The sequence below is a fragment of the Flavobacterium sp. genome, assembly GCF_041911335.1.
Lineage (GTDB): Bacteria > Bacteroidota > Bacteroidia > Flavobacteriales > Flavobacteriaceae > Flavobacterium.
Genome location: NZ_JAYRPD010000041.1, coordinates 1 through 21694, shown reverse-complemented (window position 1 = coordinate 21694; position 21694 = coordinate 1). Strand labels below are relative to the sequence as shown.

General features: G+C 31.6%; 25 protein-coding genes. 7 read left to right on the top strand and 18 right to left on the bottom strand.

Going from position 1 to position 21694, the window contains the following annotated elements:
- The first annotated feature begins 1 nt into the window (after nt 1).
- On the top strand, nt 2-436 hold the full coding sequence (locus ACE3PD_RS06830) for a hypothetical protein (protein ID WP_374400846.1): 435 nt from the start codon (nt 2-4) through the stop codon (nt 434-436).
- Between the two features lie 49 nt (nt 437-485).
- On the opposite strand, the gene ACE3PD_RS06825 is transcribed toward ACE3PD_RS06830, so the two are convergent.
- The 13 genes from ACE3PD_RS06825 to ACE3PD_RS06765 form a co-directional block, all read right to left on the bottom strand.
- Nucleotides 486-1496 carry a peptidylprolyl isomerase gene (locus ACE3PD_RS06825; RefSeq protein WP_374400844.1) on the bottom strand — a complete coding sequence of 337 codons (1011 nt, stop codon included), beginning with the start codon at nt 1494-1496 and terminating at the stop codon, nt 486-488.
- Between the two features lie 18 nt (nt 1497-1514).
- Nucleotides 1515-2594: a peptidylprolyl isomerase gene (locus ACE3PD_RS06820; protein ID WP_374400842.1), complete on the bottom strand. Its 1080-nt coding sequence runs from the start codon at nt 2592-2594 to the stop codon at nt 1515-1517.
- 5 nt (nt 2595-2599) lie between these two features.
- Complete coding sequence (gldI, locus tag ACE3PD_RS06815; RefSeq protein ID WP_374400840.1) at nt 2600-3157, bottom strand: gliding motility-associated peptidyl-prolyl isomerase GldI; 558 nt, start codon at nt 3155-3157, stop codon at nt 2600-2602.
- 4 nt (nt 3158-3161) lie between these two features.
- Nucleotides 3162-4172: a bifunctional oligoribonuclease/PAP phosphatase NrnA gene (locus ACE3PD_RS06810; RefSeq protein WP_374400838.1), complete on the bottom strand. Its 1011-nt coding sequence runs from the start codon at nt 4170-4172 to the stop codon at nt 3162-3164.
- A 44-nt stretch (nt 4173-4216) separates the two neighbouring features.
- Nucleotides 4217-6241, bottom strand: coding sequence for a choice-of-anchor L domain-containing protein (locus ACE3PD_RS06805; RefSeq protein ID WP_374400836.1), 2025 nt, complete (start codon nt 6239-6241; stop codon nt 4217-4219).
- 16 nt (nt 6242-6257) lie between these two features.
- Nucleotides 6258-7112, bottom strand: coding sequence for an ABC transporter permease (locus tag ACE3PD_RS06800; RefSeq protein WP_231836383.1), 855 nt, complete (start codon nt 7110-7112; stop codon nt 6258-6260).
- Between the two features lie 10 nt (nt 7113-7122).
- Nucleotides 7123-8013, bottom strand: coding sequence for an ABC transporter ATP-binding protein (locus tag ACE3PD_RS06795; RefSeq protein ID WP_374400834.1), 891 nt, complete (start codon nt 8011-8013; stop codon nt 7123-7125).
- 131 nt (nt 8014-8144) lie between these two features.
- Complete coding sequence (locus tag ACE3PD_RS06790; RefSeq protein WP_374400832.1) at nt 8145-9455, bottom strand: ABC1 kinase family protein; 1311 nt, start codon at nt 9453-9455, stop codon at nt 8145-8147.
- An 11-nt stretch (nt 9456-9466) separates the two neighbouring features.
- Complete coding sequence (locus tag ACE3PD_RS06785) at nt 9467-10126, bottom strand: TetR family transcriptional regulator C-terminal domain-containing protein (protein ID WP_374400830.1); 660 nt, start codon at nt 10124-10126, stop codon at nt 9467-9469.
- A 142-nt stretch (nt 10127-10268) separates the two neighbouring features.
- Complete coding sequence (locus tag ACE3PD_RS06780) at nt 10269-11327, bottom strand: nucleoid-associated protein (protein WP_291264941.1); 1059 nt, start codon at nt 11325-11327, stop codon at nt 10269-10271.
- A 102-nt stretch (nt 11328-11429) separates the two neighbouring features.
- The gene (locus ACE3PD_RS06775; RefSeq protein WP_111566796.1) at nt 11430-11981 is read right to left on the bottom strand and encodes a hypothetical protein; all 552 of its coding nucleotides are present in this window, start codon (nt 11979-11981) and stop codon (nt 11430-11432) included.
- A gap of 81 nt (nt 11982-12062) precedes the next feature.
- Nucleotides 12063-12977, bottom strand: a complete 915-nt coding sequence (locus ACE3PD_RS06770; RefSeq protein ID WP_374400827.1) for a glutaminase — start codon at nt 12975-12977, stop codon at nt 12063-12065.
- A 27-nt stretch (nt 12978-13004) separates the two neighbouring features.
- Nucleotides 13005-13598, bottom strand: a complete 594-nt coding sequence (locus ACE3PD_RS06765) for an HPP family protein (protein WP_374400825.1) — start codon at nt 13596-13598, stop codon at nt 13005-13007.
- A gap of 349 nt (nt 13599-13947) precedes the next feature.
- Here ACE3PD_RS06765 and ACE3PD_RS06760 point away from each other — a divergent pair, with 349 nt between their 5' ends.
- Genes ACE3PD_RS06760 through ACE3PD_RS06740 form a run of 5 tightly spaced genes read left to right on the top strand, consistent with a single transcriptional unit; the run spans nt 13948 to nt 17370 of the window.
- On the top strand, nt 13948-14568 hold the full coding sequence (locus tag ACE3PD_RS06760; protein WP_374400823.1) for a hypothetical protein: 621 nt from the start codon (nt 13948-13950) through the stop codon (nt 14566-14568).
- A gap of 10 nt (nt 14569-14578) precedes the next feature.
- Nucleotides 14579-15913 (top strand): 2TM domain-containing protein, encoded by a 1335-nt coding sequence (locus tag ACE3PD_RS06755; protein ID WP_374400821.1) that lies wholly within the window; start codon nt 14579-14581, stop codon nt 15911-15913.
- A gap of 2 nt (nt 15914-15915) precedes the next feature.
- The gene (locus ACE3PD_RS06750; RefSeq protein WP_374400819.1) at nt 15916-16215 is read left to right on the top strand and encodes a 2TM domain-containing protein; all 300 of its coding nucleotides are present in this window, start codon (nt 15916-15918) and stop codon (nt 16213-16215) included.
- A gap of 27 nt (nt 16216-16242) precedes the next feature.
- A complete protein-coding gene (locus ACE3PD_RS06745; protein ID WP_374400817.1) occupies nt 16243-16551 on the top strand; it encodes a 2TM domain-containing protein in 309 nt (102 codons plus the stop codon).
- Nucleotides 16552-16602: 51 nt separating this feature from the next.
- Nucleotides 16603-17370, top strand: a complete 768-nt coding sequence (locus tag ACE3PD_RS06740; RefSeq protein ID WP_374400815.1) for a LytR/AlgR family response regulator transcription factor — start codon at nt 16603-16605, stop codon at nt 17368-17370.
- Nucleotides 17371-17372: 2 nt separating this feature from the next.
- Here the strand turns inward: ACE3PD_RS06740 and ACE3PD_RS06735 are convergent, their stop codons facing one another.
- The 5 genes from ACE3PD_RS06735 to ACE3PD_RS06715 all read right to left on the bottom strand — a co-directional run bounded on the left by ACE3PD_RS06735 (nt 17373) and on the right by ACE3PD_RS06715 (nt 21260).
- On the bottom strand, nt 17373-17741 hold the full coding sequence (locus ACE3PD_RS06735) for a hypothetical protein (protein ID WP_026724646.1): 369 nt from the start codon (nt 17739-17741) through the stop codon (nt 17373-17375).
- 6 nt (nt 17742-17747) lie between these two features.
- A complete protein-coding gene (locus ACE3PD_RS06730) occupies nt 17748-18767 on the bottom strand; it encodes a COX15/CtaA family protein (protein ID WP_374400812.1) in 1020 nt (339 codons plus the stop codon).
- 74 nt (nt 18768-18841) lie between these two features.
- Nucleotides 18842-20257 carry a CCA tRNA nucleotidyltransferase gene (locus ACE3PD_RS06725; protein ID WP_374400810.1) on the bottom strand — a complete coding sequence of 472 codons (1416 nt, stop codon included), beginning with the start codon at nt 20255-20257 and terminating at the stop codon, nt 18842-18844.
- Between the two features lie 25 nt (nt 20258-20282).
- Complete coding sequence (locus ACE3PD_RS06720) at nt 20283-20666, bottom strand: GxxExxY protein (protein ID WP_374400808.1); 384 nt, start codon at nt 20664-20666, stop codon at nt 20283-20285.
- 33 nt (nt 20667-20699) lie between these two features.
- The gene (locus tag ACE3PD_RS06715; RefSeq protein ID WP_374400806.1) at nt 20700-21260 is read right to left on the bottom strand and encodes an L-threonylcarbamoyladenylate synthase; all 561 of its coding nucleotides are present in this window, start codon (nt 21258-21260) and stop codon (nt 20700-20702) included.
- Between the two features lie 41 nt (nt 21261-21301).
- Here ACE3PD_RS06715 and ACE3PD_RS06710 point away from each other — a divergent pair.
- On the top strand, nt 21302-21694 hold a 393-nt coding region (locus ACE3PD_RS06710), incomplete at its 3' end, for a hypothetical protein (protein ID WP_374400804.1).

Here is a 21694-nt window from a genome sequence, read left to right as displayed (position 1 = left end):
AATGGAAATAAAATTAAAATACGGAATTGACAATTTGCTTTTTGGAATGAAAGAGCAAGATGTGACTAAAATTTTGGGTAAACCCGATTCAAGCTATAAAGACGAAGATGAAAATGTTATTTTCGTTTATAATTCAAGAAAGCTTCGTTTGACTTTTTACAAAGAGGAAGATTATAGATTGGGTTATATGACGACTTCTAATCCTATTATTAAGTTGTTTACTACTACATTAATTGGTAAAAATTGGAGCGAAATATATCCTGTTTTAGAAAAAAATAAAATAAAATCTTTTGAGTCAGATACTGCAGAAGGAATAGTGAGTTATTTCAACGAAGAAAATTGGTTATTTTTTCATGTAGATTATAACGAAATTGTTAAGATTGAATTAGGAGCTGTTTTCAAAGAAAAGGAGGATGATTTCGATTGGAAATTTTAATACGATAAAAAAAAGCCGCTAACTTAGATATTAGCGGCTTTTTTATTTGTTATTGATTGATTTTAATCAATTCAATCTCAAAAATTAAATCAGCATTTGGTGGAATCACTCCGCCAGCACCTCTTTCGCCATAAGCTAATTGAGAAGGAATGTAAAATTTATATTTTGAACCTTCTGGCATTAATTGAACACCTTCTGTCCAACCTTTAATTACTTGATTTAAACCAAAATCGATAGTTTGTCCTCTTTGAACACTACTATCAAATACTTTTCCATCCAAGAACATTCCAGTATAATGCACTTTTACGTTGCTTGTGGCTACTGGTTTATTTCCAGTACCTTCTTGTAAAACAATGTATTTTAATCCACTAGGAGTTGTTGGTGCGTTTGCAAATTCTTTTAACGTTTTCTCTTTTGCTTCTTTTTGTTTTTCTGCGGCTAATTTATCAGCAGCTTCTTTTTTCACGAAGTAATCAGCAAACGTTTTTTCGGCATTGAATTTTTTAGCTTCTTTACCTACTCTAATAATCTTTATAGAAGTAATTACATCATCTTGTGCAATTTTATCAACGATGTCTAATCCACTAGTTACATGTCCAAAGACAGTATGTTTTCCATCTAACCATGGAGTAGCTTTGTGAGTGATAAAAAATTGACTTCCGTTAGTAGCTGGACCTGCATTAGCCATTGATAAAATTCCTTTGCCAGAGTGTTTTAAATCTGCCACAATTTCATCATCAAATTTATAACCTGGATGACCGGCTCCAGTTCCGTCTGGGCATCCACCTTGAATCATAAAATCAGCAATAACTCTGTGGAATTTTAATCCATTGTAATATGGTTTTCCTTTGAATTTCGCATCTGCTTTTGGGTTTTTGCCTTCAGCTAATGAAACAAAGTTGGCAACTGTAATTGGCGTTTTTTTGTATTCCAATTCAACTACAATTTTTCCTTTTGCAGTGTTTATTTCAGCAAAGATTCCTTCTTGCTTTTTGTTTTGTGCTACAGCTGTTGTAACAAAACTTAGAACAACTATGATAGATTTAATTATATTCTTCATTTTATAATTTTAATTTGATTATTTAATTTCTAAAAGTTCAACTTCAAAAATAATATTTGCATTTGGTGGAATTACATCTCCAGCTCCTTGTTGTCCGTAACCCAAATTAGATGGAATGTAAAGCATTAATTTATCACCAAAGTTCATCATATTTACTCCTTCGTTAAAACCTGGAATAAAAGGTAAATTTCCAATGGTTACAGGATAACCTGAATACCCATCTTGATTGGCTCTGTTTTGATCAAATTTGCCATAAAGTCTAGCAACATCTTCATAGCTAGTATCAAATAATTGACCATTTTCTAAATAACCAGCATAATGAATTTTAACTTGATTTCCGTTTGAAGGCTTTTTGTCAGTTCCTTTTTTAATAACTTGATAAATTAAACCAGATGCTGTTTTTGTACCAGTAGCTTTTAAAGTTGCTATTTCTTTTGCTTTACTTTCAAGAATTTGTTTGTTTTTTTCTTCTGCTTCTTTAATTTCTTTTGCAACTGAAGAATAGTAATTTTTGAAAATCTTTACAGCATCAAACTTTTTAGCAGCATTTCCAATTCTAATAATTGTAACTTTTTCAATAACATCATCAGCTGCAATTGTATTAATTACCTCTAATCCTTCAACAACTTCGCCAAATACGGTGTGCATATTGTCTAACCAAGGTGTTTCTTTATGAGTGATAAAGAATTGACTTCCGTTTGTAGATGGACCTGCATTTGCCATCGATAAAATTCCGGCTTTTGAATGTTTTAAATCAGGATGAAACTCATCTTTAAATTTATAACCAGGACCACCAGAACCATCTCCGTTTGGATCACCACCTTGAATCATGAAATCTGCAATTACTCTGTGGAATTTTAACCCATCATAAAATGGTTTTCCTTTGAATTCTTGACTAACAAATGGGTTTTTACCTTCTGCTAATGTTACAAAGTTAGCAACGGTATTCGGAACTTTTTCAAATTCTAATTTAACAATCATGCTTCCTTTTGCCGTTTCGATATCGGCATATAAACCTTCTTTTAGGTTGTCATACGATTTTGTGCATGAAGTAAAAAGAGTAAAAATGCTTAGTAGTAAAATTGAGGTAATTTTCATTTTTTTTAGTTTTTAGCTTGAGTGTCTACTTTAATGTCGTTTAAACTTACAGTACAAATTAAAGGCTCGTTAGTGCCAATTTTTTTATCGTCACCATGATAGCCATACGCCATGTGAGAAGGAAATAAGAAAGTAACTTTTTCTCCTTTTTTCATCAATTTAATTCCATCACGTAATCCCATCATTATGTTTTCTTTGTCTACATAATACGTTTGTGGTTTGGTTTCGGTTGCGGTGTAAATGATTCTGTTTTTTAAATCTTTTATTTCATAGTCAAAGAAAGCAATATCACCTCTTTTTGGAGACGGTGTTACTTCTTCCACTTTGGTTTCGTATTTGTACCAATAGCCTTTATTTGAAGCTATGTATGATTTGAGTGAATCGTTTTTAATAATTGCTTCAATTAAATCTTCTTCATCTGCGATTAAAACTTTATTTCGCTCGATTGATTCTTTTATAAAAGTTCCTGAAGTATGTGAAATAGGTTCTCTGGCTTGTTGCTGTTGTGAACAACTTGCTAAGAAAATCATCGCTCCAAAAAGGAATAAATTTTTAATTTTCATTTGGTTACTTTTTTTCTTTTGCTAAAATAGCAATAAATTGTTGTATAGTTTCTTCTAAATTTGAAAAAGATTTTCCTCCAGCAGCGTTGATATGACCACCACCGTTAAAATGATTTCGAGCAAATTGATTAACATCAAAATCACCTTGAGATCGGAAAGAAATTTTAATAATTCCTTCTTCTTTGTTTTCAATAAAAATGGCAGTAAAATCGATGCCTTTTATACTTAATCCGTAATTTACAATACCTTCTGTGTCTCCTTTTTGATGACCAAATTCATTAAGCTCGTCTTGAGTTAATGTAATGTATGTGGTTTTGTATTCCGGAAGCATTTTTAAATTTTGTAATGCTTTACCAAGTAATAATAAACGATTGTATGATGAATTATCGAAAAGAAGGTTATGAATTTCACTATTGTTAATTCCTTTATCGATTAAATCAGCAACACATTTGTGAGTAGCGCTTGTGGTTTTTGGAAAACGAAAACTTCCTGAATCGGTTACAATCCCAGTATACAAACATGTTGCAACTGTTTTGTTGATTAAGTTCTCATAACCTAATTGATGAATAAAATCGTAAACCATTTCGCAAGTAGAACCGTAATTGGTATCTGAAAAAGTATAAGTTGCATAACCATCAGGTGCTTGATGATGATCAATCATTATGCTTGGAGCCGAAAGGTTTTTTAAAACATTTTCCATTTGATCTCCTGTTCTATGAAGCGCGTTAAAATCTAATGTAAATAGTAATTCCGATTTTTCTAAAATAGCTTTACAAGTGTCGAAACTACGTTCAAATATCATGACTTTATTGCTTTCTGGTAACCAAGCTAAAAAATCTGGAAATTCATTTGGAGCTATAACTGTAATCTCATGGTTAAGCTGTTTTAGCGTATGGTATAATCCTAAAGTAGAACCCATAGCATCGCCATCAGGGTTTCTGTGTGGTATAATTGTAATTCTTTTCGGAGAAGCTAATAGCAATTTAATAGCTTCAATTTCGTGTATCTGCATCATACTGCGAATATATTATTTTGTAACCTATTCTGCAATTATTATGCCTAACGTTTTAAAGTAAAATGGCCTTTTACAGATTTACCATTAGAAAGTTGAATTTCAAACCAATAATCAGTAGCAGGAAGTGTTTGGCTATTAAAAGTTCCGTTCCATCCGTCGCCTAATCCAGTTAGTTGTTTTAGTAATTTTCCATAACGATCAAAAATAGTAATAGTACTGTTTTCTAGGTTTCTTTTGTCAAGGTTTTTGATGAACCAAGTATCGTTGTAACCATCGTTATTAGGTGTGAAATATTTTGGATAATCTAAGATGTAAAAGGTTTCAAAAACAATTCCACAACCTTTTTTGTCTTGAACAAATACAGTGTACTCGCCAGCTTCTAAATGGTAAAATATTGGAGAATCTTGATAATTTATGCCATCTAATGAATATTCATAATCTCCTAAACTTGTACTTGAAACTTCAATTGTAGCGGTATTGTTATCTTGGAAATCATTGATGTTGATGTTGTCAATTGTTGCAATACCAGAAGCGTCAACTGTAAATGTTTTATCTTTTGTACAATTGGTAGCATTAGTTAATGTTACTGTGTACGTTCCGGCTGTGGTTACGGTTATTTGTTGTGTTGTTTGAACTGGAGTTGTGTTCCAACTGTAAGAAGTAAATCCAGAACCAGCATCCAAAATCAAACTATTGCTTTCGCATAATCCTAAAGTTTCATCTGTAATGGTTTCAGTAAATGTATTGATTGTTAAATTAACTGGATAATCAGTGTAACAACCTTGGATATTGGTTACTCTTGCAAATATGGTTTGACTAAAAGCTGTTGTGTTAGTATAGCTTGTTGGTAAAGCTGTAGTGCTTGTTTGTGTTTCAAAAAAAGAAACAACATAGTTGGCAGGTAAATTAGTAAACAATTGATTTTTGATTGCGTTCAAATCAAAAACTGTTTTTCCGTCCTGATTAGTATCAGCGTCACATTCAGTAAATGTATCTTCGTTTACAACTAATGTTTCCGCATATTCTATTTTTAGTATTTGGGAAGGAGGAGAACATGTGGTAGTACCAAAATAAATTTCTACAGTATAATCTCCCTCAGAAGTAATACTATAAGTCGCATTTATTGCGCCAGGAATTTGATTCCCGTTTAGAAACCATTGGTAACCAGTTGCTCCAGTCTGTGTAGCATCAACAGTTAATGTTTCGCCAGGACAAAGTGGATTTCCTGTCGCAATCAAGCGGTCGTCTCCTAAGTCAATTCCAAAATTAAAACTTCCTCCACCAAGAAAAATAGCCGAATCAAAACGATAATTCCCTTCATCAGCTATGACTAATTTTATATGATAAGTTTCTCCTGGAATTACATTCGATTGCGCGGTTAAAACTTTAGTTTGTCCATTGTAATTTGTTGGATGAACTGTTCCATTAAATGCATCAAAATAAGTTTCATTTGCTGGTGGGCAAATGGTTCCTGAACCTCTAACAGTGTTTACTTTAACAGGAATGCTTGTTCCTGGAACAACTGCTAAATTTTCATAATTAGGCTCACCATTTTTTTTAAGTAAAAAAGCAAAACCATCAGTATAGTTACACTGATTTGACATTGGATTTGATAAGTATTGTTCCGATGAAAAGATGTAATCAAAACTTATACTTGTCCCCAAAGGAACAAAATCAAATTCTAAAATAGTAGCGTTAAAAGTGTTGCTCAATCCTAAAGCCTGATTCAAATCAGGATCTCCATTCCATCCCATACTTCCGCCATCATCAGATAAATAAGAATTTGGACCTGGGGCATTGTTTATTTTTCCAGTCGAAAGTATAATTCCTTTTTGAAATGGAAAAGAAGTTCCGGTTCCGTCAAAAAAACCAAAACTTTTTTCACCAGAGGCAAAATTTCCGCCAGAAACACTAACGTTGAATACATTAGCACACGAGCTGTTGATTAAAATGTCCTTAACTAATTCTTGAGCTGTATAGGTTTCATCTATACTAATATTTTGTCCGTTTACATATTGGATTCCCAATGTTAAAACTAATACGGAAATGATGTTTTTAAAAGTATTCATAGCATCGGCAAAGATACTATAAATCGCGCTTTTTAAGAATGTAATAAGATGTTAAAATAAATATAATTGTCCATGCTAAAACAATTCCAACAAAGATTGGTTGCACTTGATAATTTTTCTCAAAAGTTTCGCCAACTGTATTTGAAACTGATTTTACAAAATTCAATCTTGTGAAAGGTTCTACAATTAAATTAGACATCGATTCTAAAGGTAAAACATCTTTAACCCAATCAATCGCTTCTGTGTTTTTGTCTTGAGGTTTGTAGCCTAAAATATTGTATTTTAAAATAGCATGTCCTACATTTTCGCCTAAAAACCAAACAAATATAAAGCCTAAAGTAAAAGCAGATCGTTTGATTAATAAGGATAAAAACAAACAAAACGAGAAGAATGCTACATGTTTTAAGAAATAAGCAAACAAATAGCTCATATCAGAAAAAATAATATCAATTTCTGTGTAAGATGAATATTTTAAACCTAAAATTAAACTGATTCCGAACACAAGTAAAGTTGAAACAGAAGAAAATAAAATAATAGTATAGAATTTAGAAAGTAAAAATTCTTTTTTAGACATTCCGTCAATTAAATTTTGTTTTAATGTTCCGTAGCTAAATTCATTTGCTACCATAGAAACGATGATAACCGCTAAAAATAATTTAAACCAAGAAGCTACATAAGTCGTAAAATGCCAGATGTAAGGGAAATTAAAAAAGCCACTTTTTGCTGCTTCAAATTTAAAAGGGCCAAAATCAAATTCTATTAGTGCGATACTTGCTAATAAAAAAAGTGATAAAAAGTATATGATGCTTAATGCACGACTCGCTTTATTAAGCCATATTTTTTGTAATTCTATATTGATTAATCGTTTCATTTTAAGTTGGTTAGTTTGTTAGTTTTAAGAATTGTTCTTCCAAGCTCGTTTTGCGCTTTAATAAATGCGTTAAAACAATATTCTTGTTAAATAAATATTGATTTAATTCTCCTGCTTCTAAAGGCGCTTTTAAATACACTAAAACTTTTCCTTCTTGAACTTCAATTTTGTCTACAGCTTGATGTTGAGATACAATTTGAACTAATTCATCTAAATTATCCGCTTGAAGTTCAAAGAATCCTTCATTTGCTAACATTTCATCAACAGTTCCTTGATAAAGCGTTACTCCGTAACGTAAAACAATTACATGTGAACATACTTTTTCTACTTCATCTAGTAAATGCGAAGCTAAAAGTATAGTTGTTCCTTGGTTTGCAATGATTTTAATTAAATCTCTAATTTGACGAATGCCTTGTGGATCTAATCCATTTGTAGGTTCGTCTAAAATTAAAATTTCAGGATCATTTAAAAGGGCAGAGGCAATTGCCAAACGTTGCTTCATTCCTAAAGAAAACGTTTTGAATTTGCTGTCTTTTCGGTCTAATAATCCAACCAATTCTAATTTTTCATTGACTTTATCAAAAGGTATGTTTTTGATTTTACAAACCAACTTCAAGTTTTCTTCCGCAGTCATGTATGGATAAAAATTAGGTCTTTCGATAATTGCACCAACTTTCTTTAATGCATCATGAGTAGAAAGGCTGCCATCAAACCAAGAAAAATCGCCCGAAGTTTTGTTTACAACATTTAAAACGATTCCTAAAGTGGTTGATTTTCCAGAACCATTTGGTCCTAAAATTCCATAAACATTACCTTTTTTAATTTCAAGAGAAACATTGTTTACCGCATGAACCTTTCTAAATTTTTTATGAAGATTTGAGATTTTTAAAATAGTTTCCAAGTTTGTTTGTTTTTTGATTTAAAGATAAGACGAACTAAAATTGGTTTTGTTACGAATTTGAAACTAAACAAAATAAAAAATCCCTAATCTTATGGCTCGATTAGGGATTTAAAGGTAATTTTGGGGCAAAATTAATATTGAATAAAGTTGTTGATTTTAACGTTTGAAGCTTTTAAATCGTGCATTAAATTATACAATCCAAAGAACGTTCTGTTGATGTAAATAAAATGTTTTGAACCACGATTTCCATTCATGTTGCGTAATTCCGTGTTTTTGGAATAACGTTCTCCCAAATCAGCTATTTGACCGAAAAATTCTTCGTCTGAAAAATCAAATTCTTCAACATGGAAAGGTCGTGCAAATAAGCTTAATAATTCATGGAACATTTCGGTGAAGAATTCAATTTCTTCTTTTGTATCTTCTTTTCTTAAGATTTCTAATTCGTATAATTTCGATTGGAAGAATTCTGGATTGTTCAAGTTTTCTTTTTTCGCTAATTCGAAATACGGTACATAAAAATCATTCGGAACTTCTTTTATGCAACCAAAATCTAGAGCTACTAATTTCGTGTCTTTAGTAATCAAGAAATTTCCTGGATGTGGATCAGCATGAACTTTTCTCAAATTGTGCATTTGAAACATGTAAAAATCCCAAAGCGTTTGACCTAAAATATTTGATTTCTCAGCATCGGTATTGTGAGCAGTGAATTCTGATAAATGTTCGCCCGTCATCCAATCCATCGTAATAATTTTCTCTGACGACCAATCTGGGTAATACTTTGGAAAAACTAAGTTTGGAATGTTTTTACAAGCTTCAACAATTTCCATACTTTGTTTTACTTCATTGATGTAATTGGTTTCTTCAATCAATTTGTCTTCAACTTCCTTAAAATATTTATCCGAATCTTTTCCTTTGATATTGAACATTTTAATGGCGATTGGTTTTACCAAAGCCAAATCTGAACTGATACTTTCTGCCACTCCAGGATATTGAATTTTCACAGCAAGTTTTTTCCCATCCTTGGTAGCTTGGTGCACTTGGCCAATGCTAGCCGCATTTATCGAAGTGGCATTGAAGGTATCGTATATTTCACTTGGTTGTTTGCCAAAGTAATTTTTAAAGGTTTTGTTCACCAAAGGAGCTGACAACGGCGGAACCGAGAATTGTGCCAGTGAGAATTTTTCCACGTAAGCTCTTGGTAAGATATTTTTATCCATACTTAACATTTGTGCGACTTTCAAAGCACTTCCTTTCAATTGCTTTAAACTGTCGTAAATGTCGGCAGCGTTGTTTTTGTTCAGCGATTCTTTGGCTTCTTCTTCGGTTTTGGTGATTTTATCTCCGTAATATTTGAGATAATTCACACCAACTTTAGCTCCAGTTTGAATCAGTTTAGAAGCGCGTTGGATTTTTGAGGTAGGAATACTATCGATTGTTTTCATATGGTTTTTGCTTACATTTTAAATGAGCCTCTTTCGTTCCACATGAATTTTCCAAAATCAATTAGACTTTTGAATGGTGTAGTATCCATCAAGTCAAAACTGGTATTGACAGATTTTTCAATGAAAATATCGGTTTTTTCGAATGAAATTGAGGTGTCTTCAATCCAAAACTTCAAAGTAAATAAGAATTGGAACCAAGCCATTTCACTCATTGTTTTTTCTTGAATTTCGATTAACTTTTCTTGTTTTAAATCGATTTTTTCTATGTCTAAAGTGTCGTAAAACTGTTTGAAACTTTTTCTTAATTCGCTCAATTTTGACAAACTTTTTAATTTGTTTTTGTCTTCTTTCAATAATGCTACCACGAAACTTCTATTAGCAGTTAACATTTCGAAATAAGTGAAATAGAAACTCAACAATTGTGTGCGAGCATCGTATGAAGCGAATTCTTCACTATTTCCTAATAATTCTAATGTATTATCGAATAGCGAAGTGAAAAAGTTTTGCTCAATTTGGTTAAAAGAAGCGTAGTGTTTGTAAAACAAACCTTCCTCAAAACCAGCATGTTTGGCAAACAAATAAACCGATTGCGGTTGCTTGTTGTGTTCTAAGAAATAATCGATGTATAAACTTAAAATGCCTTCTTTGTTTATTTCTTTCTTTTTTGCCATGATTTTAAATATTTTTCTCAAAGGTACATAATGTTTAATTTAAAATCAAAAAAGTTAAACAAAATATTTTGTTAAAGTTCTTTCAAAAAAAACCTCAATTACGAATTTACAATTGAGGTTTAATAATTTGTATGTAAATGGCTTACGATTTCTGCTCTTTGTTAAAGTAAACCAAGTAATAATACATTTGTTTTTCTTCGTCCCAACCTTTTTCAACGAATTTTTCCGCACTTTCTGGGTTGATGAAGTCTAACTTGATTTGGATATTAGTGTCTAATTGAATCGTATTTTTTAAAGAACGACGCACATCTGTTACCGCAGCATTTGCAATTGGAAAACTGGAAACGTCTTCGATACTATATTTGGCTCCTTTATCTACTTTATAATTTTTGAATTCTGGAATGAATTCTGGATTTTGCATTACTTCGTTTAAGAAAGCCGTTTCTTCAAATTCATCATTTTTTGCAAAGTGATTGATAGCACGGTTCATGAACAATACTTCTTGTTGCTTGTCTTCGGCAGGTAAAACTACTTCTTTAGCAAACTCTTGACAGAATTTTAAGTATTTCTTCGTCATGAAGTTTTCATCTTGAAACGCATCAACTGATAAGAAATGTTCTAACCAATAACGCGCATCGTAACGGTTGCTGTCTACGGTTAAAATTTTGTAACCTTCTTCTTTTTTATAGTTGAAAATGATACAACCTTTGTCCAACTTATTTAAGTTGATTCCTTGTTGTAAAATCATTTCTAAATTACTTCCGTTTTCTTCGAATTGTAAGAAATCGGTTTGAACTTCACTTTTGAAAACTCCTATTGCATCTACTACATTATTATCAATAGAAACGTGAGTGAAATAAGCTACATACACTTCTCCGTTTTTAATATGTGGATGATTCGATTGCTCGAATAGGTGTTTTGTGATTTTTTTAGAAACGTTGTGAATTTCGCTTGGGTTATTGAAAACTTCGGTAGCAAAATTGTACATTTCGTTATATTCTAAATCTACTTCATGAGCAAACTGAAAGTAGTTTTCTTCTTTTTCTCTAAAAGGTTTAAAGAAAAATTCCTTCAATAAAGGCATAATTTCATCATTCAACCCGTATGGATTTTCAGATAAGAAAATAGCTTCGTTTCTGCTTTTGTTTCCTACGCGGTGAATTGATAAATTCTCAATATGAGCATTAAATAGATTGATCATTTTTTATAGTTTAGATAAAAGAGCCAAGATAGAACTGATATTGTTTTTTCTTGGCTTTTTAAGATTGTATTTTGGTTTATTCTTTTCTAATTCTTTTGGCTTTTAGTTCCAGTTTTCTTCAAATCCCATGTCTTCGAAGCTGTCGTCTCCATCAAACATGTCGAAATCATCGTCATCGAAATCGTCTTCAAAGTCACCGTAGATATCGTCATTTGATAAATCGCCTCTCAATCCGCTTTGACCTGCTTCTGCTGGTAATTCGCCATGAGAAAATAATAACGCAGGATAGGTTTCACCAGCTTCTTTTTCTTCTTCAATTGCTGCTAATTCCACGAAGAATGTCCACATACTAAAGAAATCATACACATAGACCATTTTAGTATTGTCTTGGTGCATCAAATCATCAATTTTGAAATCCACCATCGTTTTCATTTCACCAGGAACTTCGCCTGTGTCAAACAATGGAATTTCGTCTTCTTCGTTCCAAGTCCAGTCGTCTTCACAAGTAAAGAACGAACCTGTTTCTGTTCCATCAAAGCCAAAAGCGTTTACGATAGCATTGTGTAAATCTTCTAAGGTGTTGTCGCTTTCAATGGCAATATCTCTAAAAATATCTTCTTCAGCATCGAGAATCACTCGGAATTTGTAAATCATAATCTTTGAAATTTTAAGAACTGCAAAAGTAATTATTATTTACGAGAAACTTTTTTGCTTTTGCGATTTGTTGATAAGATTTTAAAATATGGATAATGAGGTTTCAGTCGTCAATCGCTCTAAAGTTTCCAAGCCATAAAATGAATTTCCTTTTTTGTTTAATTTCGGACTCCAAACCGCTACCGTATAATGGTTTGGGAAAACCGCAACTACGCCACCACCAACACCACTTTTTCCAGGAAGCCCAACTTTAAACGTAAATTCTCCTGCTTGATCATAAAAACCGCACATTTGCATTAAAGCGTTCATGCGTTTGCATTTACTTGATGAAAGGAATTTTTTATCGCTTTTTGGAATCACTCCATTATTAGCGAAAACTTGAAAGCATTTAGCTAAATCGACACAACTCATTTCAATAGAACATTGATGATAATAGAAGTCTAAAACGGCTTCTGGTTCGTTTTTGATGTTTCCAAAGGATTTGATAAAGTTCACCAAAGCTGCATTTCGGTAACCAAATGCTTTTTCAGATTGTGCTACATTTTCATTGTAATTGATGTTTGGATTTTCGGTCAGTTCTCTTACGAAATCAAGTAGGAATGCTTTTGGATTTTCAAAATGTTCCAACATTAAATCGGCAATAACCAGAGCGCCAGCATTGATAAACGGATTTCTTGGAATACCATTTTCATTTTCTAATTGTACTAAGGAATTAAAGGAATTACCAGAAGGTTCATAGCCAACACGTTCCCATAAATCGTTTCCAATTTTAGAAAATATAAGCGAAGTGGTAATGACTTTTGAAATACTCTGAATTGAAAATTTCTCCAAAGCATCGCCTTTTGTAAACACGTTTTGATGTTTGTCAACTAAAGCAATTCCGAATTTATTAGCATCAACTTTTGCTAATTCTGGAATGTAGTCAGCTACTTTTCCAGTGTTTTCGATTTGGATGACTTCGTTGTAAATTCCGTCTAAAATATCTTGGTATGCCATGAAACTAATTTTGGTAAAAATAGTTACTTACAGAAAAGGAATGCGTTTTTTGAGCTCTTTTTTTGATAAAAAAATACCTTTTGATGGATAGTGCCTTTTAGAAGGTATATTGTTGAAAATTAAAGCGGTTATCAAAAGAATAATAGCACCAAATAAAACGGGCGAAATCACATAGAAATATCCCAATTCTTTTATTTTATCGGAACCTGCAATAGCTATCAAAGCGGTAGCTCCACCCGGTGGATGTAAGGTTTTTGTTATTTGCATTAATACAATTGATAAGGAAACAGCTAAAGGAGCCGCTACCCAAATTAAATCAGGTAATAATTTATAAATACTAACACCAATTATTGCCGAAATCACATGGCCTCCAATAAGATTTCGAGGCTGTGCTAAAGGACTTTCAATAACTCCATACACCAAAACACAAGAGGCACCAAACGAACCTATAAGAAAAACTAAGTCTGATGAAGTGAAAATTCTAAATTGTAATAAACTAATTATTCCTAAACCTACAAACGATCCTAAAAAAGCCCAAAAGTGTTCTTTAAAATCAACTAAAGTTTCTTTGTATAAAACGTATTTTGCTTTTCTGTAATTGCGTTTTAGCTTTTTTGTCATTTCGTTTTTTAAAGAATTTAGGTTTAATTTTTTGTAATTTTTTCCTTTCGAAGGAACAATGCAAAGTTAATTTTTTAAATTAAAACCTGACTAGAAAACTAAAACTTACAATTCATCCTCAAAAAATGACAGTTCGGTTAGTTTCAATTTTATGGGTGCGATTTCTGTTGCAACTTTGCTTCATCAAAATAAGATAGTTCAAGCGCAAGAACAAGAACAATAACAAAATCAAAAAACGAACATTAGTATTAATCAATTAAAAAAAGCAAAGCGTCTCTGAGAATCTCTAATCAAAGTAATCAAAATCAAAAAATCTCGGTGAAGCTCTGTGTAAAAACAAATTAAAATCATGACAAAATTAATCACTATCATCGCAATGTTTGTCGCTTCAATTGTATCAGCGCAAACTCAGTTTGATCAAGGAATGAAAAAAGCCTTGCAAACTTGGAAAGACGGAAATTCAAAAGAAGCATTAGTTCAATTCGAGAAAATTGCTTCGGTTGAAAAAACAAATTGGTTGCCAAATTATTACATCGCTTTCATCAATACAACACAAGCTTTTGGTGAAAAAGACAAAACTAAAATAGAGTCTTTATTGAATGCTGCTCAAAAAGCACAAGATGTTTGTAACGAGTTAGCACAAGACAATCCAGAAGTTTTAGTACTGCAAGCTATGATTCACACTGCTTGGATTGTTTATGATCCAATGACATACGGACAACAATTATCGGGCGATGTGATGTATATTTTAAACAAAGCATATAAAATTGCTCCTGAAAATCCGAGAGTTGTATTTCAAAAGGCTTCATTTGAAAAAGGTATGGCACAGTATTTTGGTCAAGATACCCAATCAATGTGTGCCCAAATTGAAAAAGCAATCGAACTTTTTGCTACTTTTAAACCTGAATCGGTTTTCCATCCAAGTTGGGGATTAGATAGAGCGCAAGAGGAAGTTAAGGCTTGTAAATAAAATTTTTAAAATGAAATATTCAAGAGAAATAGTTAAAGCAATAGTAATTGGAATTGTAGTTTTTGCAATACTTCAAGGTGTGAATTTATTAATCAGCAGAAGTTTGCCAAGTCTTACAACTTTAAAGTGGAATTTCATTTTTACAATGTTGTATAGTGTGGTGCTTTATTTTGCTAATGCTTTAATTTTTATTCAATTAGATAAACATTTTGAAAAGAATCGATTTCATTTAAAACGATTAGTAATCGGATTTTTAGCTTCGTTTTTAGTTTCGGGATTAGCTATTTTCTTTTTGCGAATGTTAGAAGACGTTGGCTTTGAAGACAAAACGATTCAAGAATTTATTCAAAACGAAATGCCTGCTAATTATGTTGTGGCAATGGTGATTACGATTATAGTTTCGTTGGTTATTCACCTAGTTTATTTCTACAAATCGTATCAGGAAAATAAATTAAAAGAACAGAAAATTATTGCAGGAACGGCTTCGGCACAGTTTGAAAGTTTAAAAAATCAAATCGATCCGCATTTTCTTTTTAATAGTTTGAATGTATTGAGTTCGTTAATCGAGGAAAATCCTGAAAGTGCTCAAAAATTTACTACTTCGCTTTCCAAGATTTATCGCTATGTTTTGGAACAAAAAGATAAAGAATTGGTTTCGGTGGCAGAAGAATTACAATTTGCCAAAACGTACATGAATTTACTGAAAATGCGATTTGAAAACAGCATCACATTTGAAATTCCAGAAAATTTTGAAAATGAAGAAGCCAAAGTAGTTCCGTTGTCGCTACAATTGTTATTAGAAAATTGCATCAAACACAATGTAGTTAGCGAAGCAAAACCGCTACATATCAAAATTAGTATTGATAATGGTCAGTTAGTTGTGTCTAACAATCTTCAAAAGAAAGAAGTATTATCTGACCGAAAAGGCGTAGGATTACAAAATATTGTGAATCGCTACGGAATTTTAACTAAAAGAAAAGTATTGGTAGAAGAAAACGAAAAAGAGTTCAAAGTATTTCTACCGATTTTAACAAAACAAATTAGTATTATGGAAACACAAAATATTTATAATGAGAATTTAGCTTATCAAAGAGCAAAAGACAAAGTAGAACAACTAAAAGGATTTTATGGCAATTTAATATCATATTGTGTTGTTATTCCGTTTTTGATTTTTATCAATTTAAGAACATCTAACTTTCAGTGGTTTTGGTTTCCAATGTTAGGGTGGGGAATGGGATTAACCTTTCATGCTCTAGAAACTTTTGGTTACGGGAAATCTTGGGAAGAGCGAAAAATAAAAGAATTAATGAACAAAGAAGAAAATAATTCAAAAAACTGGAAATAATCATGGAGACAAATCAATTTGATATAGAAAAATATAATAAAGCTAAAAAGAGAGTAAAGGAACTTAAAGAATTTTATAATCATTTGGCAAGTTATTTAGTTGTAATTCCGTTTTTGATTTTCATTAACCTGTATTTTTCACCTAAACATATTTGGTTTTATTGGCCTATGTTGGGCTGGGGTATTGGACTTTTTTTTCATGCTTTAGGTGTTTTTAATGTTTTTCCATTTTTTGGAAAAGATTGGGATGATAAAAAGATTAAAGAAATAATGGAAAAAGAAAAAAATACAAAATGGGAATAATTTATTTTCAATTAAAAATAAAAAATCATGAATACACAAGACGAAATCAAATATCAAGAAGCTTTAAAACGAGTTAAAAAAATTAAAGGCTTTTACACACACGCAATTGTTTATGTTATCATTAATATTATGATTGTAATAATCAATATTCAAGATTTGAAAGAAGGAGAAAGTTATTTTCAAGCACAAAATTTCTTTACGGCTTTCTTTTGGGGAATTGGGTTAGTGGCTCACGGACTTTCTGTTTTTATGCCTAATTGGATTATGGGGCAAAATTGGGAAGAACGCAAGATTAAGGAATTTATGGAGAAAGAAAAAGCGAATAAGTGGGAATAATCAAACGCTGAATATTGAACAACGAATGTTGAATTTTGAAGTTTTAAAACAATGAATATATTAATTATCGAAGACGAAAAGCCAGCAGCACGATTGTTGCAACGTAAGGTTGAAAAATTAGGATTGCAAGTAAATACCATGTTGCATTCTGTGGAAGAAGCCATTGTATGGTTTCAAAACAATACGCATCCTGATTTGATTTTTTTAGATATTCAATTGTCTGATGGTTTGTCGTTTGAGATATTTGAGTACTTCGACAAAGCTCAGCAACACATCAAAAGTGCCGTGATTTTCACAACCGCTTATGATGAATATGCGTTACGAGCTTTCAAACTGAATAGTATCGATTATTTATTGAAACCAATCGATGAAGAAGATTTGGAAGTCGCTGTCAATAAATTTAAAGCTAGAACTCAATCGCAAAATATTTCATTAGATTTTGAAGCGATAAAACGAATGTTAGTCAATCCAGTGGAAAAAGAATACAAAAAGCGTTTTTCGGTAAAAATTGGCCAACAATTAAAAGTGATTTCCATTGATGAAGTAGAATGTTTCTACAGTGAAAACAAAGGAACGTATATTCATACTTTAGACAACCGTGATTATTTAATCGATTCTACTTTAGAAGTTGTAGAAGCTGAAATCAATCCAAAAGAATTCTATCGAGTAAGCCGAAAATTCATAGTTCCACTGAAAGCGGTGAAGGAAATTCAAGTGTATTCGAATTCAAGATTAAAAATCATTTTGCCAACATACAAAGACGACGAAGTAATTGTTGCCAGAGAACGTGTTGGTGATTTTAAGGAGTGGATTGGGTAGAATTATTTAACAGGAATTATGAAAATATGTGTTTTTAATTCATCTTTATTATAATAGATTAAACGCATTTTGAACTTTCCATTTTCTAACCCATTTTCATCAACTAAAACAGAACATTCAAAATTAGTTTTATTATTTGAACCTAAAATTCTAATTCCTCTGCCAATTATTGAAGTTTTCTGTAACTCAATATTTTCAACAGAAACAATAAATTTAGTATTTTTATTTAATTCTAAATAAGGTTGTTTAGTTTCAAACTCAATTTTAATTGTTTGATTTCCGTCTTTAAAAATTAAATCGTCATTATTTTGTGCATTTGAAAAAAAAGTAACTAAAAATAGCATATTGATTATAAAAATAGCTTTTTTCATTAAAATTTATTTTGAAAACCTATGCAATGTAAACGTCATCGCAGTTAATAAAAAGAACGCCATAATTTGATGTGCTAATCCTAACCAAAGTGGAACATGGAATAATAAGGTAAAAATTCCTAAAATGAATTGGATAAATACAAAAACCAGCAAAGTTTTCAATCCATTATCTTGTGCTTTATCCAAAACAAATTTTCTGCTTTTTATGAAAAGATAGATGATTGAAAATACAACAACATAAGCAAATGTTCGGTGAATGAATTGTACACCACTTTTGCCTTCTGTAAACGATAAAAGCAAATTGGATTGTTCTAATTGAATGCTTTCATGAAAGAATTGACCATCGCTCATTAAAGGCCAATGATTATGAATTAATCCGGCGTTTAAACCTGCTACAAACCCTCCGTAAATAATTTGGATGATTAGAATTACTAAAGCAATTCGGGCAATTTTTCTTAATTCTAAAACAGGTAATTTTCTTTCAGGATAAATTAAATCTAAAGCCACCCAAAGCGTGTAGGCAAACGTAATAAAAGCAAATGTTAAGTGAATTGCTAATCTAAAGTGACTAACATCGGGTATGTCTTTTAAACCGCTGGCTACCATGAACCAACCTAAAAATCCTTGAAAAGCACCCATTCCTAAAAGGATGAAACATTTTTTGATGGTTTCGTTATCTAATTTCTTTTTGATTAAAAAGTAAACAAATGGAATAATGAAAACCACACCAATAATACGGCCAATAAAACGGTGAAACCATTCCCAAAAGAAAATGAATTTGTAATCGTCTAATTGAAAATCTTTGTATTGATTTACTTTTTGATACTCTGGATATTTTTTATATTCTTCAAAAGCTTCTACCCATTTTTCTTCACTCATAGGAGGGAAGGTGTCATTAATCAAATGCCAATCGGTCATCGATAAACCGGAGTTGGTTAAACGTGTAATTCCACCAACCGTAACCATGATAAATAATAAAATACAACCAGAAAGTAGCCAGTAAATGACTGATTTATTTGTTTTCATTTTTCTTGATATTCAAAAAGCACCCCAAATTTACGTAATGCGTATTTGAAAAGTGCTTTAACAGATTATAATTTTTATACTTTTTTCAATCCCATTTTTGAAGCTTTGTTTAGGACAAAATCCTTAGCAGCTTCATATTCGTTTGGAATTTCGCCTTCTAAAATGGCTTCTTTAACCGCTTCTTTTAGAACTCCAATTTCTCTACAAGGTTTTAAACCGAATAATTCCATGATTTCTTCACCTGAAATAGGTGGTTGAAAAACACGAACTCGGTCTTTTTCTTCCACTTCAACTATTTTCTCTTTTACTATGTCGAAGTTTTTGTGGTATTTCTGAAATTTCTTTGGGTTTTTTGTAGTGATGTCGGCTTTACACAAGGTCATTAAACTATCAATATCTTCGCCTGCATCAAAAACCAATCGACGAACGGCACTATCGGTCACAATGTCTTCTGCAATTACAATCGGTCGCGAACTCATCGTAACCATTTTTTGCACGAATTTCATCTTGTGATTCAAAGGCATGTGTAAACGTTCAAATATTTTTTTGACCATTTTTCCACCCAAAAATTCATGTCCGTGGAAAGTCCAACCTTGTTTTTTGTTGAATCTCTTGGTTGGTGCTTTTCCAATATCGTGTAACAATGCCGACCAACGCAACCAAACATCATCGGTATTTGGACAAATGTTATCTACTACTTCTAAAGTATGATAAAAATTGTTTTTGTGTGTGTGACCTTCCACTTCTTCGACATTATTCAAAGCCGTTAGTTCAGGTAAAATAATATCTAATAAACCTGTTTGATACAAGTGTAAAAATCCAATCGAAGGTTTTTCAGAAGCTAAAATTTTATGCAATTCATCAACAATTCGCTCGCCAGAAATGATGTTAATTCTATCTTTATTTTTAGAAATAGCCTCTAAAGATTCCGATTCAATTTCGAAATTCAATTGGGTTGCAAAACGAATGGCTCGCATCATACGCAACGGATCATCAGAATAGGTAATATCTGGATTTAAAGGTGTTTTGATGATTTTATTTTTCAAATCTTCTACACCATTAAATGGGTCAACTAAATCACCAAAGTTTTCAGAATTCAATGAAAAAGCCAATGCATTTATCGTAAAATCTCTTCGTTCTTGATCGTCTTTTAAGGTTCCGTTTTCAACAAGAGGATTTCTGCTGTCGTGTGTATAAGATTCTTTTCTAGCTCCTACAAATTCCACATCAATGTCGTCATAGCGTAGCATCGCCGTACCATAGTTTTTGAAAACTTGTACTTTTGGATGAAACGGAATTAATTCGGAAACTTTCAAAGCTAATTCAATTCCGCTACCAACGGCAACGATGTCGATGTCTTTTTTGTGGTCTCGTTCAAGTAAAATATCACGAACAAAACCACCAATCACATAGCATTCCAAGTTAAGTTCTTGGGCCGCTTGTGAAATGATTTTGAAGATGTTATGTTCTAAATGTTGTTTGTAATTCATGTTTTTACCGCAGATTCGCAGATTTTTATTTTTTTGAAAGTGCAACTCTTTTGTGTTCAAGTGATACAGAATTAAAATTAACTAAAAGTGCTAATTCATTTCCTGAAACTTTCAAATAATTTAAACATTGATTGTAATGAGCATTGTTAAAACAATCGACTGTTTTTATTTCTAATATTATTTCGTTAAAAACTACAAAATCAGCATAAAACTTGTGTTTCAATATGGTGTTTTTATAATTTACTACATATTCTTTTTCTCTTTCGTATGGAATATTTGCTTGTTGGAACTCAAATTCAATAGCATCTTTATATACAATTTCAGAAAATCCCTTGCCTAAATTTTTATGGACTTCAAATAGAATTCCAATGATTTGGTAGGTTTTGTCTTTATATAAAAAATCATCCATAATACTATTTTAATCTGCGAATCAGCGGTTTTTTTACTTGCGAATCACTTTTACCTGACTATCTAAACCTAATTTAATAATCGTAGAAGGATTTTTGCAAATTTTATCGTGGTGCAAATTTACTACATAGTCCACACCTTTTATAATTTCGGGACTAATTTCTTTGAAAGTTTTTGGTGTAGGTTCGCCCGAAATATTTGCTGAGGTTGAAACCAATGGTTTTTTCATGCGTTCCATTAGTTTAAAACAAAAAGGTTCGGTAACTAATCGAACTCCTAAGGTGTTGTCTTCTGCAACTATATTTTTGGCTACATTTCGAGGATTATCTAAGATTAAAGTTGTTGGTTTTTCAGATAAATCTAGAATTTGCCAAGCCACATCAGGAATTTCTTTGAAAACGTTGTACATCATACGTTCGCCATTCATTAAAACAATCATGCTTTTGGTTTCTTCACGTTGTTTTAAAGCATAGATTTTTTTAACGGCTTCTTCATTAGTAGCATCGCAACCAATTCCCCAAACGGTATCGGTTGGGTATAAAATAATGCCTCCATTTTTTATAACTTCGAATGCGTTGTGTACCTCTGTGTTCATAATTTAATTATTTTTACAAAAATATTCTAAAAATTTTAAAAATGAATCAAACATTTGTTGGATGTTCTCTTTATCATATATACATTTCCATTTTATTAGCACACCAAGCAAAAAAGGAAGGTAAAAAATCATTATTGATTGTAATTAATGATAGAGTTGAAGATATTGAAAAACTTATCCCTAAAATAAATGAATTACAATTGTTTGAATCTGTTTTGTCAATAAAGAGTTACTCTATTTTAACAGATTTTAAAAAAAATTTAGGACTTTTTAATTATATTTTCAACAGGGAGAAAGGTTTAGTTGAGCTATTTGAAAAAACTAACCCAATTTTAGTTGAGAATGATTTTTTTATAAGAAATTCTGAAATTAATTTATTTCATGTTGTAAGAACTAGAGCCTATTTTTTAATAAAATATCCTAATAATTTATTT